General features: G+C 68.1%; 2 protein-coding genes and 1 pseudogene. 2 read left to right on the top strand and 1 reads right to left on the bottom strand.

Annotated features, from left to right (window positions below; genetic code table 11):
* Positions 1 to 180 (bottom strand): hypothetical protein (locus ACRDU5_RS15700; protein WP_526615546.1); only part of this gene is annotated, 180 nt, incomplete at its 3' end.
* Positions 181 to 397: 217 nt separating this feature from the next.
* Here ACRDU5_RS15700 and ACRDU5_RS15695 point away from each other — a divergent pair.
* Positions 398 to 679 (top strand): annotated as a pseudogene (locus ACRDU5_RS15695) (class I SAM-dependent methyltransferase); the annotation flags it as partial.
* A gap of 32 nt (positions 680 to 711) precedes the next feature.
* Positions 712 to 882, top strand: coding sequence for a hypothetical protein (locus tag ACRDU5_RS15690; protein ID WP_526615544.1), 171 nt, complete (start codon positions 712 to 714; stop codon positions 880 to 882).
* Positions 883 to 1,522: the final 640 nt, after the last annotated feature.

The raw sequence follows: 1,522 nt of genomic DNA, 5'->3' as shown, positions 1-1,522 counted from the left end.
CTGCTCCACGGTCGGGAAGCGATGCAGGACGAACACGTCCTGCTTGTCAGCGGGGTGGACAAGGACCTCGTCCGCGGTGCAGCCATGCTGCTGGCGGAGCTCGTCGACGCTGTCGTACACCGAGCGCCAGGCGCTGTAGTCGTTCACTCGGTGCCGGACGATCAGGCTTGCGGTTGCCACTGGGTTCCCCCTGTCAGATGCAGCATATCTTGCTGCCAGTCATCTTGAGATCAAGATATCTGATCCAGGGAGAATGTCAAGTGACCTTCTGCCCGTAGCGGCCCGAGCCGGCAGCTCGGCGGGCACGATGTGACATGGAAGCTGACGGATCGTGGTCCGATAGCGCCGACCGACCGCGAGCGACCAACGCACAGCTTGGGCCGGGAAGGACTTCTGGGACGAGCGGTGGTCCGGGGGGCTTGGTGAGCACGCGGAACAGGTCGCACAGCGGCCTCCGAACACCTACCGGACGGCAACGGTCCGCAGCCTCGTCCCGGGCCGCGCTCTCGACGCAGGCTGCGGCCACGGATCCGAGGCCTCTGGATTGTCTGCGCACGGATGGCAGGTCACCGCCGTCGACTTCTCTGCGAAGGTCCGGGCCCACGGCCGGTCGACAGCCGCGACCCTCGGGCCGGACATCGCCGAGTGCACCGATTGGATCGAGGGCGACCTCCCGATGTGGACGCCGGAGGACGTCCACGTGGCGGTTCGGTGGAGGAAACGGTCTCGCGACTGGCGACTGGGGTCGCGCCGGGCGGGACGCTGCTGCTGGTCGGCCACCTCCCGATCGACCCCGTGACGGGCGCCGAAACACCCGCAGCCGGCCAGGTCCAGGTGACGGTCGAGGCGGCGGCCGCAGTCGTCGACCCTCCCCGCTGGTAGATGCCGATCGCTGAGGAGCGACCGAGAGCCGCCGCTGGCGCGGGCTTCGACGCCGTGATCTGCGCACGACGCCGGACTTGATGGTGCCAGCAGCGTCACGAGCCAGCGCGATCTGGCGCGCCTGAACCGCGAGCCGCACCGTCGTTCGGTACGCCTTATCGGCTGTGCGTGACCGGCGTTCTTCAGGCCCCGCGCGAGCCTCGATCACGACAGTCGCTTGATCGCCGCGAGGGCGAGATCGGTGGGATAGCAGCGCAGGGCGTCGTCGCGCTTCATTGTCCAGATGCCCACGCCACCATCAGCGGGAACTCTTCTCGCCACATCGCGTCGTCGTGTGACGCGCGACCCGCTCGGCATGACGACGTTCGCACCTGCATCGCGCATTGCGGTCGCCCACCGGGTCGCGTTGTCGTGGCAGAACGTCGTAGGCCATAGTGCCTGTCGCACTTCAGCCGCGCGAGTTCGCGCGCTTATGTCGCGTCTCGGTAGCGACCAGTGCCGTCGATCTGTCGGGTCGACCGCCATCCACGGCCGACTGGCCCGGTCCGCCCGAGAATTCCCGTTCTGGTGCGGTTGGCAGCGATGTCGGCGCGGATCGCGATCGGCCACTGTGCGACCGCGCCGCGCTCCATACCGGGCA

This window comes from Mycobacterium sp., assembly GCF_050701515.1.
In the GTDB taxonomy this organism is placed as follows: domain Bacteria; phylum Actinomycetota; class Actinomycetes; order Mycobacteriales; family Mycobacteriaceae; genus Mycobacterium.
This window is presented reverse-complemented; position numbering and strand designations above follow the sequence as displayed.